The sequence below is a fragment of the Micrococcus sp. FDAARGOS_333 genome (genome assembly GCF_002206575.2).
Lineage (GTDB): Bacteria > Actinomycetota > Actinomycetes > Actinomycetales > Micrococcaceae > Micrococcus > Micrococcus lylae.
Genome location: NZ_NJFJ02000001.1, coordinates 367353 through 383414 on the forward strand (window position 1 = coordinate 367353; position 16062 = coordinate 383414).

Annotated in this window: 11 protein-coding genes, 2 tRNA genes, 1 pseudogene and 1 CRISPR repeat array (1 of these 15 cut by a window edge); of the genes and pseudogenes, 10 read left to right on the forward strand and 4 right to left on the reverse strand. The window is 69.8% G+C overall.

From position 1 onward, the window contains the following. Positions 1 to 2: 2 nt before the first annotated feature. From yidC to rpmH, 4 genes are read right to left on the reverse strand one after another with little or no spacing between them, the layout of a single operon-like run. Positions 3 to 971, reverse strand: a complete 969-nt coding sequence (gene yidC, locus CEQ11_RS01765; RefSeq protein ID WP_088477564.1) for a membrane protein insertase YidC — start codon at positions 969 to 971, stop codon at positions 3 to 5. 4 nt (positions 972 to 975) lie between these two features. Next, positions 976 to 1350: a membrane protein insertion efficiency factor YidD gene (gene yidD, locus CEQ11_RS01770; RefSeq protein WP_067192053.1), complete on the reverse strand. Its 375-nt coding sequence runs from the start codon at positions 1348 to 1350 to the stop codon at positions 976 to 978. Further along, complete coding sequence (rnpA, locus tag CEQ11_RS01775; RefSeq protein ID WP_088477565.1) at positions 1347 to 1742, reverse strand: ribonuclease P protein component; 396 nt, start codon at positions 1740 to 1742, stop codon at positions 1347 to 1349. The genes yidD and rnpA overlap by 4 nt, the downstream gene beginning before the upstream one ends. Positions 1743 to 1770: 28 nt before the next feature. Further along, positions 1771 to 1908 (reverse strand): 50S ribosomal protein L34, encoded by a 138-nt coding sequence (gene rpmH / locus CEQ11_RS01780; RefSeq protein ID WP_067192059.1) that lies wholly within the window; start codon positions 1906 to 1908, stop codon positions 1771 to 1773. A gap of 456 nt (positions 1909 to 2364) precedes the next feature. Between rpmH and dnaA the strand changes: the two are divergent. The 10 genes and pseudogenes from dnaA to CEQ11_RS01825 form a co-directional block, all read left to right on the forward strand. Then, positions 2365 to 3939: pseudogene (dnaA, locus tag CEQ11_RS01785) on the forward strand (chromosomal replication initiator protein DnaA); the annotation flags it as partial. An 830-nt stretch (positions 3940 to 4769) separates the two neighbouring features. Beyond that, the gene (gene dnaN, locus CEQ11_RS01790; protein ID WP_087134676.1) at positions 4770 to 5885 is read left to right on the forward strand and encodes a DNA polymerase III subunit beta; all 1116 of its coding nucleotides are present in this window, start codon (positions 4770 to 4772) and stop codon (positions 5883 to 5885) included. 22 nt (positions 5886 to 5907) lie between these two features. Further along, positions 5908 to 7203, forward strand: a complete 1296-nt coding sequence (recF, locus tag CEQ11_RS01795) for a DNA replication/repair protein RecF (RefSeq protein WP_088477567.1) — start codon at positions 5908 to 5910, stop codon at positions 7201 to 7203. After that, positions 7196 to 7771, forward strand: coding sequence for a DUF721 domain-containing protein (locus CEQ11_RS01800; RefSeq protein WP_067192068.1), 576 nt, complete (start codon positions 7196 to 7198; stop codon positions 7769 to 7771). The genes recF and CEQ11_RS01800 overlap by 8 nt, the downstream gene beginning before the upstream one ends. A 415-nt stretch (positions 7772 to 8186) precedes the next feature. Further along, on the forward strand, positions 8187 to 10343 hold the full coding sequence (gene gyrB / locus CEQ11_RS01805) for a DNA topoisomerase (ATP-hydrolyzing) subunit B (protein ID WP_070639623.1): 2157 nt from the start codon (positions 8187 to 8189) through the stop codon (positions 10341 to 10343). A 282-nt stretch (positions 10344 to 10625) separates the two neighbouring features. After that, the gene (gyrA, locus tag CEQ11_RS01810; RefSeq protein WP_087134684.1) at positions 10626 to 13277 is read left to right on the forward strand and encodes a DNA gyrase subunit A; all 2652 of its coding nucleotides are present in this window, start codon (positions 10626 to 10628) and stop codon (positions 13275 to 13277) included. Next, positions 13274 to 13750, forward strand: coding sequence for a DUF3566 domain-containing protein (locus CEQ11_RS01815; RefSeq protein ID WP_067192321.1), 477 nt, complete (start codon positions 13274 to 13276; stop codon positions 13748 to 13750). Before gyrA ends, CEQ11_RS01815 begins: the two co-directional genes overlap by 4 nt. Positions 13751 to 13895: 145 nt before the next feature. Then, positions 13896 to 13969: transfer RNA gene (locus tag CEQ11_RS01820), tRNA-Ile, on the forward strand. Positions 13970 to 14047: 78 nt separating this feature from the next. Then, positions 14048 to 14194: a hypothetical protein gene (locus CEQ11_RS12845; protein WP_168165778.1), complete on the forward strand. Its 147-nt coding sequence runs from the start codon at positions 14048 to 14050 to the stop codon at positions 14192 to 14194. Between the two features lie 59 nt (positions 14195 to 14253). Continuing rightward, positions 14254 to 14326, forward strand: a tRNA-Ala gene (locus CEQ11_RS01825). A 106-nt stretch (positions 14327 to 14432) separates the two neighbouring features. Continuing rightward, positions 14433 to 16062: direct repeats of the CRISPR family, unit length 28 nt; unit sequence GAGTCAGCCCCGCTCGCGCGGGGAAAGC (it continues 126 nt past the right edge of the window).

Consider the following 16062-nt stretch of genomic DNA (forward strand, 5'->3'; position numbering starts at 1 on the left):
GCTCACTTCTTCCTGCGGTTCTTACGCTGGGGCTGACGGCGCTGGCCGGCACGCTCCACACGCTGGGCCTCCGCCTCCTCACGGGCCTTCTGCTCCTGCAGTGCCTTGCCCACCGGCGGCAGCCCCTTGGCGGCGCGACGCTCGTTGAGCTCACGCTCGGCCAGGGAGCCCGGGGTCGGGTTGTTGCGGATGATCCACCACTGCTGACCCACAGCCCACATGTTCGAGTAGGTCCAGTACAGGAGCACGCCGATCGGGAAGTTGATGCCGCCGATGCCGAAGATCAGGGGCATGCCGTACAGCATGATCTGCTGGGTCTGAGCCATCGGACCGGACAGCTGGCTGTCGGTCATGTTCTTCGTCATCAGCATCTTCTGCATGTAGAACATGAGGCCGGACATCAGCAGGATCAGGAAGATCGCGACGACGATGACGTTCAGGTTGAAATGGGAACCGGTCGAGCCCAGGAAGGTGTCCGACATCTGGGCGCCGAAGATCTCGGAGGACTCGAAGGAGCGGATCTGGTCCGCGGACAGGGCGTGCATGCCCTCGCCGGACTCGGCCGCACCGCGGGCACCGATGAGCACCTGGTAGAGGGCGAACAAGAACGGCATCTGCACCAGCAGCGGCAGGCACGCGGCGAACGGGTTCGCCTTGTGCTCCTTCATGAGGGCCTGCTGTTCCATCGCCATGGCCTGGCGGGACAGCTGGTCCTTCTTGCCCTTGTACTTGGCCTGCAGCTTCTGCAGCTCCGGCTGCATGGCCTGCATGGCGCGCTGGGCCTTGATCTGCTTCACGAAGATCGGGATCAGCAGGGTGCGGATCAGGATCACGAGAAGCAGGATGGACAGTGCCCAGGTCCAGCCCGAGTCCGACGGCATGCCGATGAATCCCAGGACGGTGTGGAAGGCGCCCAGGATCCACGACATCAGCCAGCGGAACGGGAGAAGGATCGCTTCGAAGAAGCCCATGGTGTCAGTCCTCCTGCGGGGGATCTGGTGGGAGGGGAGGGTGGTTCAGGTGGATGATGCGCGGAAGGTCTTCCTCCGCCCAGCATCGGTGCCCGGGAGGCACGGGGTCGATGCCGCCGTCGTTCCAGGGATGGCAGCGTGCGAGCCTGCGGGCCGTCAGCCAGGTCCCCTTCACCGCGCCGTGCACGGTCACGGACTCGAGTCCGTAGGCCGAGCAGCTCGGGAAGAAGCGGCAGACGTCCCCGTACAGGGGCGAGATCAGCAGCCGGTACGCCTTGAGCAGCCAGCCGAGCACGGTCGAGGGCAGTGCGCGCAGCCACCCCCATTCACGGGCCGGCTCGAGCACCACGTAGGGCGACAGCGTGCGGGCCCCGCTCATGCGGCTCCGTCCGCGGTGCACTTGCGGAAGGCCTGGCGCAGGGCGCCGGCGAGGTCCTTCTCCAGCGTGGCGTAGTCCGCCTCGGCGGCCGCCGGCAGTGCGCGCACCTGGATGAGCAGGGGCTGTCCCTCCAGAGGGGGACGCCGCATCTGCTCGGCTATGATCGCGCGCAGACGGCGCTTCACCCGGTTGCGCACCACCGCGACTCCGACCGCTTTGGACACGACGAACCCGGCCCGTGGGTGCCGAGGTGTGCTCGGACCCCCGGACCGGGTGTCGTTCGGGTCGGCCGTCGCGGTGACGACCAGGCTCCGGCGCCCTGCGCGGGCGCCGGTCCGCCGGATGTGCTGGAAGTCTGCCGCCGTCCGGACCCGTCGGTCACGAGGCAGCACGACGCTCGCCGGAGCGGCTGCGCCGCGCTCAGGCGGACAGCGCGGCGCGACCCTTGCCGCGGCGGGCAGACAGGATGGCGCGGCCGGCACGGGTGCGCATGCGGGCGCGGAAGCCGTGCTTGCGGGCGCGACGACGGTTGTTGGGCTGGAAAGTGCGCTTGGTCACTGTGATCTCTCCACGTGTTGTGTTGGCGCCGACCGTTGACCTGCGACGCTGCATGCAGGAGGGAAGTCCGGGCGGGGCTTTGACATGAAATCCCCGGCGGGCACGGCACAGCCGTCCCGGGGGACCTGGCTACTCTAGTCACGCCTTCTGCCCCGGTCAAGCGGACGTCGGTGCCCAGCACCGTCCCTCCTGCGGCCCGTCCGGCTCCGCGCGCCGGGCTGCCGCAGACACGCCCGGTCCACAGTTCCCACAGGCCACAGGCGCACGACGGCGGCCCCTCACCTCCGTCTGTCCACAGCACCTCCCCGAGTTGTCCACCGTCTGTGCACAAGCCTGTGGACAACGACTAGACTCGACCGGAACGTGCATGCCGACAGGGCCTTCGTCCGGCCGGCACGCCTGTTGCTTCCACCTTCCGCCCCGGCGCCTGTCCGGTGCATTGAAAGGACTCCTCCGGTGTCTGATCCCGCCGTCTCCGACTCCTGGTCCCAGGTCACCTCCGCCCTGGAGGAGGACTCCCGCGTCACGCCGCGCCAGATGGGGCACGTGTACCTGGCCAGCCCGCAGGGCCTGATCGGCAACACCCTCCTGCTGGCGGTGCCGAACGAGACCACGCGCGAGACGCTGCAGGGACCGCAGGTCTCCGGCGCGCTGACCGACGCGTTGACCGCGGTGTTCGGCCACGAGGTGCTGCTGGCGATCTCGATCGACTCCTCCCTGAACGCCCCCACCCCGCCGCGTTCGGCGGACGCCGGGTCCTCGCGCGCCCAGCTGCCTGCCGAAGACCTGGACGTGGACGCCCGTCGTCCGGCCTCCGAGCGCACCCGCCACCACGAGCCCTCCTCTCCGTCCGCCCACGGCCAGGATGAAAAGCGCTCCGAGGCGCCCGGGCCGTCGTCGTCCGACCGCGGACGCGACGAGCACCGCCAGGACCGCCCGGACAGCCGGCCGGTCGCCGGTGCGGGCGCGCCGACCCCCGGCCCGCCGTCCACGTCCTCCGAGACCAGCCGGCTCAACGAGCGGTACCACTTCGACTCGTTCGTGATCGGCTCGTCCAACCGCTTCGCCCACGCAGCCGCCAACGCGGTGGCCGAGGCGCCGGCGAAGGCGTACAACCCGCTGTTCATCTACGGCGAGTCCGGCCTGGGCAAGACCCACCTGCTGCACGCGATCGGGCACTACGCCCGGCGCCTCTACCCGGGCCTGCGGGTGCGGTACGTGAACTCGGAGGAGTTCACCAACGACTTCATCAACTCCATCCGCCACGACGAGGGCGCCTCGTTCAAGCAGGTATACCGCAACGTGGACATCCTGCTGATCGACGACATCCAGTTCCTGGCGGACAAGGAGGCGACGGTCGAGGAGTTCTTCCACACCTTCAACACGCTCTACAACAACAACAAGCAGGTCGTCATCACCTCCGACCTGCCGCCGAAGCAGCTCTCCGGGTTCGAGGAGCGCCTGCGCTCGCGCTTCGAGTGGGGCCTGATCACGGACATCCAGCCGCCGGACCTCGAGACCCGCATCGCCATCCTCCGCAAGAAGGCGGAGGCCGAGGGCCTCTTCGCCCCGCCGGAGGTGCTCGAGTACATCGCCTCCCGGATCTCCACGAACATCCGCGAGCTCGAGGGCGCCCTCATCCGCGTCACCGCGTTCGCGTCCCTGAACCGCCAGGACGTGGACATCCAGCTGGCCGAGCACGTGCTCAAGGACCTCATCACGGACGACGACGTCCACGAGATCACGCCGGAGCTGATCCTCCATGCCACCGCGGAGTACTTCGACCTGACCATGGACGAACTGACCAGCAAGTCCCGCACCCGCACGCTGGTCACCGCCCGCCAGATCGCGATGTACCTGCTGCGCGAGCTGACCGAGATGTCCCTGCCGAAGATCGGCCAGGAGCTGGGCGGCCGCGACCACACCACCGTGATCCACGCCGACCGCAAGATCCGCGAGCTCATGGCCGAGCGCCGCACGATCTACAACCAGGTCACCGAGCTGACCAATGAGATCAAGCGCAAGCAGCGCGGCCACTGACCGGCCGGCCGCCGCGCTCCGGGCCCCGTCGACGTCGTTCGGCGGGGCCCGACGCATGTCCGAGAACCCTGAACCGGCGGTCAAAGGATCGTCCACATTGTCCACCCCTGTGGAGAACTCTGTGGAGAAGGGGGCTGCATGTGGACAGCCGCGAGGGCGTGGAATCGGCCCGCCCAGGCCGCTGCGACGATGATCCGCAGGGTGGGGAACCGGCGCTCCACGGCACTGGGGAATGACACGGATGTCATTCGGATCTCCACACTCGTCCACACGTTTCCACAGGCTTCAGGAGCCGAGAACCGCGGAATCATGCGGACGCAGATCACACCTGTGGAGAAGAATGTGGACACGATCGGGACAAATGACATCGGACTCTGGACAAATCCGGGCGAGGCTGTGCAGAAGGGGTCGGGGGCCGTCGTCGGGAATCCACGGGACACCCACACCCCGAACGGAGAGGATCCACCGCCGGACCCACAGGAGGATCGGCACGGACCCTGGGCGAGGACGGGTTCTCCACAGAATCCACACGTGCTGACACTCCTACTCACCTCTGGGACATCTCTCCGTCGAGCAACATCCAGGCCCCTGCGCACCGGCCGGACACCACATGTGCCCTTCCTCCCCGCACAGCCCCGTCCCTGACCTGACAGCGAGCGCACGCACCCCCTATGCTGATCAACGCGTCTTCCCACCCGCGCGCCGTTGACCCGTGTGCGCATCGTTCGGACGTAGAATCCCGGCTTCCTCACGGCCGCTGCGGATTCGCCCCCGTGTGTACACCGGCCTGACCGAGAGGCCAGAGAGGCAGTGCAGAGCTCGTGAAGTTCACCGTCGAACGCGACATCCTCACGGATGCCGTCTCCTGGACCGCCCGCTCCCTCTCCCCGCGCCCGCCGGTGCCGGTGCTCTCCGGCCTGCTCATCACCGCCGAGGCCGGCCTCGTCTCCATCGCGAGCTTCGACTACGAGACCTCGGCGCGCCTGGACATCGAGGCGGACATCGAGACCGAGGGACAGGTCCTCGTCTCCGGCCGCCTGCTCAACGACATCGTCCGCTCGCTCCCGGCCGCTCCGGTGACGCTCGAGCTGGACGGCGGCAAGGTGCTCGTCACCTGCAAGTCCTCCCGCTTCTCCCTGGCCACCATGCCGGTCGGCGAGTACCCGGCCCTCCCGGAGCTGCCGGAGGTCGCCGGCACCGTGGACGGCGCCGCCTTCGCCCACGCCGTGCACCAGGTCACCGTGGCCGCCTCGAAGGACGATACTCTCCCGATCCTCACGGCCGTGAAGGTCGAGATCGAGGGCGACACGATGACCTTCCTGGCCACCGACCGCTACCGCCTGGCCATGAAGGAGATCACCTGGACCCCGGCCGACCCGTCGGTGTCCACCTCCCTGCTGGTCAAGGCCCGCACCCTCACCGAGGTCGCCAAGTCGCTCGGCGGCGCCGGCAGCCTCGAACTGCGCTTCGCCGACGGCGTGGACCTGGTCGGCTTCGCCTCCGCGGGCCGACGCACCACCTCCGTGCTGGTCGACGGCGAGTACCCGAAGATCCGCTCCCTGTTCCCGGAGTCCAGCCCGATCCACGCCACCGTGGACACCGCGGCCCTGGTCGAGGCCTCCCGCCGCGTGGCCCTCGTGGCCGAGCGCAACTCCGCGCTGCGCATGGTCTTCAGCGCCGGCTCCGTCACCCTGGACGCCGGCACCGGGGACGACGCCTCCGCCAACGAGGAGCTGCCCTGCACCCTGGACGGCGAGGAGATCACGGTCGCCTTCAACCCGTCCTACCTGTCCGAGGGGCTGTCCGTGGTGGACCAGCCGCAGGTGCGGTTCTCCTTCACCACCGCCCCGAAGCCCGCGCTGCTCACCGGCGTGGCCGAGAAGGACGGCGCCGTCTCCGACTACCGGTACCTGGTGATGCCGGTCCGTCTGACCTGACCGGGACCGGACACCGCCTCACGTGTACCTCTCGCAGCTGACGGTCGCGGACTTCCGCTCGTACCGGTCCGCTCACCTGACCCTGTCCCCCGGCGCCACCGTGCTGGTCGGCGCCAACGGCGTCGGCAAGACGAACCTCGTGGAGGCCGTCGGCTACCTCGGCTCGCACACCTCGCACCGCGTCAGCCAGGACGCCCCGCTGGTCCGCTTCGGCCAGGACCGCGCCAGGATCGGCGCGCGCATCCACCGCGGCTCACGCGCCGTGGCGCTGGAGCTGGAGATCCTGCCGGGCCGCTCCAACCGCGTGGCCGTCAACCGCGGCGCCCCCGTCCGCGCCCGTGAGGGCCTCGGCATCCTGCGCACCGTGGTCTTCGCCCCCGAGGACCTGGCGCTCGTGACCCAGGACCCGGGCGGCCGCCGCCGCTTCCTGGACCAGCTCATGGTCCAGCTGCGCCCCGCCCTCGGCGAGGCCGCCGCGGACTACGAGCGGGTCCTGCGTCAGCGCAACGCCCTGCTCAAGACCGCCCGGCAGCAGGGTCGCTGGGGCCCGGAGGAGGAGGCGACCCTCGCCGTCTGGGACGAGCACCTCTCCATGGCCGGCGCCCGTCTGCTCAACGGCCGGCTCCACGTCCTGCAGCTGCTCGCCGCACCGTTGCGCCAGATGTACGCCGCACTGACCAACGGCTCGAAGCCGGCCACGTTCGCCTACGAGTCCACCGTCCCCGGCGTCTCCGGCACCCACCAGCAGGTGCCGTCCGTCCAACAGATCGCCGCCGCCATGCGGCAGGCCCTCGAGGATGCCCACGAGCAGGAGCGTGCCCGCGCCCTCACCCTGGTGGGGCCGCACCGGGACGAGCTCGCCCTGTTCCTCGGCCCTGCCCCGGCCCGCGGCTTCGCGTCCCACGGCGAGACCTGGTCCCTTGCGCTGGCGCTGCGTCTGGCCAGCTACGACGTGCTCGTCGCCGACGACCCGGACCCCGACGCCCGGCCCGTCCTCATCCTCGACGACGTCTTCGCCGAGCTCGACGCCGCCCGCCGCGGCCGGCTGGCCGGCCTCGTCTCGCGCGCCGAGCAGGTGCTGCTCACCGCCGCCGCGGTGGAGGACATCCCGGAGGAGCTGCATGCCGTGCGCGTGCTCGTCCGCCAGGACGCGGACGGCTCCGAGACCGTGGCCGAGACCGCGGACCATCCGCTGCCGGTGGAGGGGGACATCCGCCGGGCCCGGATGGACCCGGAGATTCCCGACGACGGCCCCTCGCCTGCCGCGGAAGACGACGGCCCCTCGCCTGCCGCGGAAGGGGGCGCTCGCGATGGCTGACGAGCCGGCGGAGACCTCCACGGGCGTCCCCGGCCAGGACGAGGACCGCCCGGACCTGGCCATGATCCAGCTGCGCCGGGTGCGGGACGCCGCCATGGAGCGCGGCGAGGCCCGCCTCACCGGCCGGCCCGGCCGCTCAGCCGGCAGCCGCACCGAGCAGCGCGTGGCGGAGCTGAAGGCCAAGCGCCGGCGCAGCGGCCCGAAGGCCGACGACCGGGACCCTGCCGTGGTCGGCGACGTCTTCGGCCGCCTCATCCGGGACCGCGGCTGGTCCACCCCGGTGGCCGTCGGCTCCGTGCTCACCCGCTGGGCCGAGCTGGTCGGCCCGGACATCGCCCAGCACTGCCGGCCCGAGAGCTTCGAGAACTCCGTGGTGCGGGTGCGCACGAGCTCCACCGCCTGGGCGACCCAGCTGCGCCTGATGGGACCGATGCTGCTGGCCCGCTTCGACCAGGAGCTCGGCACCGGCGTGGTCACGCGCATCGACGTGGCCGGTCCTCAGGCGCCCAGCTGGAAGAAGGGTCCCCGCAGCGTCCGTGGCCGTGGGCCGCGTGACACCTACGGGTGAGCCTGCCCGAGTCTCCGGCGGCCGGCCGGCGGAGGTGCGTGCCGTCGTCGGGACGACGGGCGGCAGACCCGCCGCGCACCGGAAGGGCCGAGGGCCGAAGTGCCAGGCGGCGCTCTGAGCGCCGATCGGACCCGGAGGCGATACGGCCCCCATACAGAGGGCTGACAGGACCTCCACGGCGGCGTCCACGGCCTGCTGCAGGGCATTCGGAGCCGATCCACCCGCGCAGATTCCGTTGAACGGCACCCGAATCCCGTAGAATGGACCAGAATGCCGCCCTCGGTGCGCCGAGGGCCGTTGCCGCCCGTGTCCGGGCCGATAAACCTACGCGCGCGTACGCACGCGTAGGGCGCGGCTGTCACTCGACGCCCGCGGCGGCAGACGACGTGACGAGACCGAGGAGTCAAGAGCACCCGTGAACGACGCACATTCCGACGCGCCCGCCGAGGATCCTCAGGACGTGACCCCCGCGGAGGCCGTCGAGGCCGCCGCACCGCCACAGACGGCACCGGCCGAGACCAGGGACCGCAAGGTCCCCGGCGACTACGGCGCCTCCGCCATCACCGTGCTGGAGGGCCTCGAGGCCGTCCGCAAGCGCCCGGGAATGTACATCGGCTCCACGGGCCCCCGGGGTCTGCACCACCTCGTGTACGAGGTCGTGGACAACTCCGTGGACGAGGCCATGGCCGGCTACGCCTCCGAGATCACCGTGACCCTCCAGGAGGACGGCGGCGTCCGCGTCGAGGACGACGGCCGCGGCATCCCGGTGGACATGCACCCGACCGAGGGCAGGCCCACCCTCGAGGTGGTCATGACGATCCTCCACGCCGGCGGCAAGTTCGGCGGCGGCGGCTACGCCGTCTCCGGCGGCCTCCACGGCGTCGGCATCTCCGTGGTGAACGCGCTCTCGAAGCGGGTGGACACGGAGGTCCGCCGTCAGGGCCATGTCTGGCGCATGTCCTTCGCCGACGGCGGCGTGCCCCAGGGCGACCTGGTCAAGGGCGAGCAGACTGAGGCCACCGGCACCGTCCAGACGTTCTATGCCGACCCCGAGATCTTCGAGTCGGTCGAGTTCGACTACGAGACGCTGCGTGCCCGGTTCCAGCAGATGGCCTTCCTCAACAAGGGCCTGAAGATCACCCTGGTGGACGAGCGCGAGATCGAGGAGAACCAGGTCCTCGAGGACGAGGTCGTGGCCGAGGGCACCGCCGAGGACGCGTCCACGGACGAGACCGGCATCGACGTCGACGAGCAGGCGACCCCCAAGCGCCGCGAGGTCACCTACCTCTACGAGAACGGCCTGCTCGACTACGTGGAGCACCTGAACTCGAAGAAGAAGGTCGAGTACATCCACGAGGACGTCATCGCCTTCGAGACCGAGGACACCGACCGCAAGATCGCCCTCGAGATCGCCATGCAGTGGACCACCGCCTACTCCGAGTCGGTCCACACCTACGCCAACGCGATCAACACCCACGAGGGCGGCACCCACGAGGAGGGCTTCCGCGCCGCCCTCACCTCCCTGATCAACCGCTACGCCCGCGAGAAGGAGATCCTCAAGCCCAAGGAGGAGAACCTCACCGGAGACGACATCCGCGAGGGCCTGACCGCGGTCGTCTCGGTGAAGCTCGCCGAGCCGCAGTTCGAGGGACAGACCAAGACGAAGCTCGGCAACTCCGAGGCACGGGGCTTCGTGCACGGGGTGGTCACCGACCACCTCGGCGACTGGCTCGAGCGCAACCCGGGTCCGGCCAAGGACATCATCCGCAAGGCCATCATGGCCTCGCACGCCCGCATGGCCGCCCGCAAGGCCCGCGACAACGCCCGCCGCAAGTCTCCGCTGGAGTCCTTCGGCATGCCCGGCAAGCTTGCCGACTGCTCGTCCAAGGACCCGAAGCGCTGCGAGGTCTACATCGTGGAGGGCGACTCCGCGGGCGGCTCCGCCAAGCGCGGCCGCAACCCGGAGACCCAGGCCATCCTCCCGCTGCGCGGCAAGATCCTGAACGTGGAGCGCGCCCGCCTGGACAAGGCCCTCGGCAACGCCGAGGTCCAGTCCATGATCACGGCGTTCGGCACGAACATCGGCGAGGAGTTCGACATCTCCAAGCTGCGCTACCACAAGATCGTGCTCATGGCCGATGCGGACGTGGACGGCCAGCACATCACCACCCTGCTGCTCACCGTGCTGTTCCGGTACATGCGCCCGCTCATCGAGGCCGGCCACGTGTTCCTCGCGCAGCCGCCGCTGTACCGCATCAAGTGGTCCAACGCCCCGCACGACTACGTGTTCTCCGACGCCGAGCGCGACGCCGCCCTCGAAGCCGGCCAGGCCAAGGGCTGGCGCCTTCCCAAGGACACCGGCATCCAGCGCTACAAGGGCCTGGGCGAGATGGACTACAACGAGCTGTGGGACACCACCATGGACCCGGAGCACCGCACCCTGCTCCAGGTCACCATGGACGACGCCGCCGCCGCGGACCAGGTGTTCTCCATGCTCATGGGCGAGGACGTCGAGTCCCGCCGCGGCTTCATCCAGCAGAACGCCAAGGACGTGCGCTTCCTGGACATCTGATCTTCGTCCTCCTGCGGCCGCCGCCGGTGGCCGCGGGAACGGACACCCCACCCCGTCCGACGGGGGGCAACAGGCCCCCGGACGACCTGAGCTGACGAGGACGAGAGGACCCGCGTGAGCGACGAGACCACCCCGGAGAACCCGCAGAACCCGGAGGAGAACGACCAGACGCAGCAGGCGAGCGAGGCACCCCAGGAGGGGGCCGTCGTCGCCGGCGGCGCGGACCCCGAGGAGGTGGCAGGCGACGGCACCGTGCCGGCCGAGGCCTCCGAGGACCTGGAGATGTACGTCCTCCCCGAGGGCGCCGCGGACAGGGTCGACCACGTCGACCTCGAATCCGAGATGAAGCGCTCCTACCTGGACTACGCGATGGCCGTGATCGTCGGCCGCGCCCTGCCGGACGTGCGCGACGGCCTGAAGCCGGTGCACCGCCGCGTGCTCTACGCGATGTACGACGGCGGCTACCGCCCCGAGCGCTCCTTCAACAAGTCGGCCCGCGTGGTCGGCGAGGTGATGGGCAACTACCACCCCCACGGCGACTCCGCGATCTACGACGCCCTCGTCCGCCTCATCCAGGACTGGGTGATGCGCTACCCGCTGGCCCTCGGGCAGGGCAACTTCGGCTCCCCGGGCAACGACGGCGCCGCCGCCCAGCGCTACACCGAGACCAAGATGGCGCCGCTGGCCATGGACATGGTCCGGGACATCGACGAGGACACCGTCGACTTCCAGGACAACTACGACGGCAAGCAGCAGGAGCCCACCGTGCTCCCCGCCCGCTTTCCGAACCTGCTGGTCAACGGCTCCTCCGGCATCGCGGTCGGCATGGCCACCAACATCCCGCCGCACAACCTGCGCGAGGTCGCCGCCGGCGTCCGGTGGTACCTGGACAACCCCGAGGCCACCCGCGAGGAGCTGCTCGAGGCCCTGCTCAAGGAGGTCAAGGGCCCCGACTTCCCGACCGGCGCCACCATCCTCGGCACCAAGGGCATCGAGGACGCCTACCGCACCGGCCGCGGCTCCATCACCATGCGCGCCGTGGTCAACGTGGAGGAGATCCAGGGCCGCACTTGCCTGGTGGTCACCGAGCTGCCGTACATGGTGAACCCGGACAACCTCGCCGAGAAGATCGCCCACATGGTGCGCGACGGCAAGATCACCGGCATCGCCGACATGCGCGACGAGACTTCCGGCCGCACCGGCCAGCGTCTGGTGATCGTTCTCAAGCGCGACGCCGTGGCCAAGGTGGTGCTGAACAACCTCTACAAGCACACCGAGCTGCAGTCGAACTTCTCCGCGAACATGCTGGCCCTCGTGGACGGCGTGCCCCGCACCCTGTCCCTCGACGGCTTCGTCCACTACTGGGTGAAGCACCAGATCGAGGTCATCGTCCGCCGCACCGCCTTCCGCAAGGCCAAGGCCGAGCGCGAGGCACACATCCAGCTCGGCCTGCTCAAGGCCCTGGACATGCTGGACGAGGTCATCGCGACCATCCGCGCCTCCCGCTCCGTGGACGACGCCCGCGAGGCGCTCAAGGCGCTCCTGGACATCGACGACGAGCAGGCCCAGGCCATCCTGGACATGCAGCTGCGCCGCCTGGCCGCCCTCGAGCGCCAGAAGATCCAGGACAAGTACGACGAGCTGATGGCCCTCATCGCCGAGTACACGAAGATCCTCGAGGACCCGGCCCGCCAGCGCGAGGTGGTCTCCACCGAGCTCGGGGAGATCGTGGACAAGCACGGCGACGACCGCCGCACCCAGATCCTCTACGGCTACGACGGGGACATGTCCATGGAGGACCTGATCCCCGAGGAGGAGATGGTCGTCACCATCACCCGCGGCGGCTACGTCAAGCGCACCCGGCTGGACCAGTACCGGTCCCAGGGACGCGGCGGCAAGGGCGTCCGCGGGGCCATGCTGCGCGGTGACGACGTGGTGGAGCACTTCCTCACCGTGTCCACGCACCACTGGCTGCTGTTCTTCACGAACTTCGGCCGCGTGTACCGCATCAAGACCTACGAGCTCATCGAGGGCGGCCGCGACGCCAAGGGCCAGCACGTGGCCAACCTGCTGGCGTTCCAGCCGGACGAGCACATCGCGCAGATCCAGCCGCTGGCCGGCTACGACGGCGCCGACTACCTCGTGCTCGCCACCCGCAACGGCCTGGTGAAGAAGACCCTGCTGAGCGAGTACGACACCAACCGCTCCGCCGGCCTGATCGCCCTGCGCCTGCGCGACGGCGACGAGCTCGTCTCCGCCCGCGTGGTGTCCGCGGACGACGACCTCATCCTCATCTCCCGCAAGGGCCAGTCCGTGCGCTTCACCGCCACCGACGAGGCGCTGCGCCCCATGGGCCGCGCGACCTCCGGTGTGACCGGCATGAAGTTCCGCGACGACGACTGGCTGCTGGCCATGGACGTCATCTCCCCGGACGAGGACGGCTACGTCTTCACCGTGACCGACGGCGGCTACGCCAAGCGCACCCACGTGGGCGAGTACCGCACGCAGAACCGCGGCGGCCTCGGCATCAAGGTGGCCAAGCTCGTGGACGAGCGCGGCGGGCTCACCGGCGGCCTCGTGGTGCAGGAGGACCAGGAGGTGCTCGTGGTCATGGAGTCCGGCAAGGTCGTCCGCTCGGCCGTGGCCGGCGTCCCCGCCAAGGGCCGCGACACCATGGGCGTCATCTTCGCCAAGCCGGACAAGAAGGACCGGATCGTCGCCGTGACCCTCAACAACGAGGAGGCCATCGAGGCCGACGCCGAGGCGGCCGCCGAGGCCGCTCCGGATGGCGATGCCGAGGGCGCCGCGACCGACGCCGGCGAGGTCACGGGGGTACGCTTGGACGAGTCCACCGACCAGAACCACCCCGTGTCCGACGACGTGAGTGCCTCTGCTGAGGTCGACGCCGAGGATGCAGACGGAGGAGAGCAGTGAGCACTTCGGCCTCATCGCGTCCCCAGTCCGGCGCCGCCGGCACTCGGTCCGCCCGCCCCGCTCAGCGCACCGGCAAGGAGGGCCTGGTCCGCTCGGCACCCAAGGCCAAGCAGCGCCGTGCACGCCTGATCGTCTCGCGGGTGGACATCTGGTCGGCCATGAAGCTGGGCTTCCTGCTGTCCGTGGCCCTCGGCATCATCACCGTGATCGGCGCGGTGGGCCTGTACTCACTGATGCACCTGGCCGGCATCTTCGACCGTGTGAACGACGTGCTCGGCACCGTCCTCGGCGCCGAGTCCGGCAACTACACCGTCCAGCACCTCGCCCCGCTGGGCACCGTGGCCTCCCTGGCCACCATCGTCGCCGTGATGAACGTGGTGCTGCTGACCCTGCTGTCCGTGGTCCTTGCGGCCCTCTACAACGTCTCCGCCGCCCTCGTCGGCGGCCTGGGCGTGACCCTGACGGACGACTGACCGCCTGCCCGGCACCTCCGGGCGAAGACAGCCTCCTGCGACCGGGAGAACGCAGACGCCCGCGCAATTTGCGCGGGCGTCTGCGGCCGTGTAGAGTCTTTACTCGTTGTGAAGCACGGTTTCCGACCGGGCGGCATGGCGGTGAGGGCGTATAGCTCAGGCGGTTAGAGCGCTTCGCTGATAACGAAGAGGTCCCAAGTTCAAGTCTTGGTACGCCCACTCCCACAGCACTCGAGGCCCCGCTGGACGGGGCCTCAGTCGTCTGAGGGGCTCCCACTCCACGCGAGGAGGCACAACGTGTCGAAGCTGAGCAGGGTGGCCGTGGCCGCGGTCGCCGCAGCGGCCGCCTGGGGCCTGCGCTCCTGGCAGCAGGCGCAGCAGGACCGGAAGGTCTGGGCCTCGGCCACGGACGAACTCCCGGAGGACGAGCCGGACGCACGCTGAGCGACGCACCCGCTAGAGTGGGACCACACAACTGAACAGCTGTGGGATGGACAGCACACGGGGGCATGGCGCAATTGGTAGCGCACCTGCTTTGCAAGCAGGGGGTTAGGGGTTCGAGTCCCCTTGCCTCCACTGAAGGGGAAGGGCCCCGCCGTACTCGGGATGACCGAGGCCGGCGGGGCTCTTGCGCGTGCCCGTGCAAAGCCGGGTGAGCTGGTCCTTCGCCTCATGCAACCAGGGAGTCGGCCCCGCTCGCGCGGGGAAAGCCTTCACCATTTTGGCGATGGCGGTCGGGTCTTGGAGTCAGCCCCGCTCGCGCGGGGAAAGCCACCGTGCGGTCAACCCCATTGACGCTGATGATCGAGTCAGTCCCGCTCGCGCGGGGAAAGCCGAAGCCACCATGCACGGCTGCACCATCATCCCCGGAGTCAGCCCCGCTCGCGCGGGGAAAGCCGCCCCTACGCGCCAGCGAGCCTCGGTAGTGGGTGGAGTCAGCCCCGCTCGCGCGGGGAAAGCTCGGATGCCGGTAGCCGAGGGCACCCATACTGGGAGTCAGCCCCGCTCGCGCGGGGAAAGCCGAGGTGAAGTGGCGTCGCCCCACCTTGAAGCTGGAGTCAGCCCCGCTCGCGCGGGGAAAGCCGTCGCGCTTCAGCTCGCGGACAATGGCGTCTGGAGTCAGCTCCGCTCGCGCGGGGAAAGCCGTCGCCTGCTGCAACTGCTTGATCCTCGGCTTGGAGTCAGCCCCGCTCGCGCGGGGAAAGCTGAAGCATGGGGAGGCGTGCGCCCCATGCTCATGGAGTCAGCCCCGCTCGCGCGGGGAAAGCGAGGCGCAGGACTACGACCATCTGCGTATCAGCGGAGTCAGCCCCGCTCGCGCGGGGAAAGCCGCGGCCAGCACCCGCTTACCGCGGTCCCGCTCCGAGTCAGCCCCGCTCGCGCGGGGAAAGCTGCCCCGGGGTCGTATCCGAGGGCGCGGACACGGAGTCAGCCCCGCTCGCGCGGGGAAAGCCGGCGGCGACCCTGTTCGCTGACCCCGACGGGTAGAGTCAGCCCCGCTCGCGCGGGGAAAGCCGACTGACCCGCCTCGCGGGCACCAAGACCACCGGAGTCAGCCCCGCTCGCGCGGGGAAAGCTTCGTCGCAGGCACCATGTCCTCCATTGCGGACGGAGTCAGCCCCGCTCGCGCGGGGAAAGCCTCCTGGTCCACGCCGCACCAATGCCCACCCGCGGAGTCAGCCCCGCTCGCGCGGGGAAAGCTTCATGATGTCGGCCTCGGTGGTCGCAAAGTTGGAGTCAGCCCCGCTCGCGCGGGGAAAGCCGACAACACGGGCGGCCAGGGCCTCATACGGTGGAGTCAGCCCCGCTCGCGCGGGGAAAGCCGTGGTGGTCACCGAGCGCGGCACACGGGTCACAGAGTCAGCCCCGCTCGCGCGGGGAAAGCCATGTTCAGTTCGCGCATGTCCAGGAACGTCGTGGAGTCAGCCCCGCTCGCGCGGGGAAAGCCGATGGCGACTCCGGCGGCGTGCTCACTCCACACGGAGTCAGCCCCGCTCGCGCGGGGAAAGCTGCCGTAGGACGATGCGCGCAGGTTCGGCATGGGAGTCAGCCCCGCTCGCGCGGGGAAAGCCGGGGTGATCTCGATGGTGGCCATGACGGGCCGGAGTCAGCCCCGCTCGCGCGGGGAAAGCCGAGAGTGGTGTAGGTGCGGGAGGTGTTCTCAGTGGAGTCAGCCCCGCTCGCGCGGGGAAAGCCGAAGCTTGCGACGGTCTCCGAGGCCCCGATTGGAGTCAGCCCCGCTCGCGCGGGGAAAGCTCGCGGCAGATCAGTCTCGAGTTCTCGATGCTGGAGTCAGCCCCGCTCGCGCGGGG